Source organism: Stenotrophomonas sp. INTA L402-1, from assembly GCF_059295135.1.
In genome coordinates this window covers 1-656 of record NZ_JCAFWP010000140.1, presented here as the reverse complement: position 1 = coordinate 656, position 656 = coordinate 1, and the positions used below count along the sequence as shown (strand labels likewise).

General features: G+C 55.6%; 1 pseudogene. It reads left to right on the top strand.

Annotated features, from left to right (window positions below):
• Positions 1-656, top strand: a pseudogene (gene ackA / locus AC5O77_RS21955) (acetate kinase); the annotation flags it as partial.

Sequence of the window (656 nt, the reverse complement as noted above, 5' to 3'; positions counted from 1 at the left end):
CCTCTACGCCCTGCCGTACAACCTGTACAAAGAGCACGGCATCCGTCGTTACGGCGCGCACGGCACCAGCCACTTCTATGTAACCCAGGAAGCGGCAAAAATGCTGAACAAACCGGTAGAAGAACTGAACTTCATCACCTGCCACCTGGGCAACGGTGGTTCCGTTTCTGCTATCCGCAACGGTAAATGCGTTGACACCTCTATGGGCCTGACCCCGCTGGAAGGTCTGGTCATGGGTACCCGTTCTGGTGATATCGATCCGGCGATCATCTTCCACCTGCACGACACCCTGGGCATGAGCGTTGACGCAATCAACAAACTGCTGACCAAAGAGTCTGGCCTGCTGGGTCTGACCGAAGTGACCAGCGACTGCCGCTATGTTGAAGACAACTACGCGACGAAAGAAGACGCGAAGCGCGCAATGGACGTTTACTGCCACCGCCTGGCGAAATACATCGGTGCCTACACTGCGCTGATGGATGGTCGTCTGGACGCTGTTGTATTCACCGGTGGTATCGGTGAAAATGCCGCGATGGTTCGTGAGCTGTCTCTGGGCAAACTGGGCGTGCTGGGCTTTGAAGTTGATCATGAACGCAACCTGGCTGCACGTTTCGGCAAATCTGGTTTCATCAACAAAGAAGGTACCCGTCCTGCGC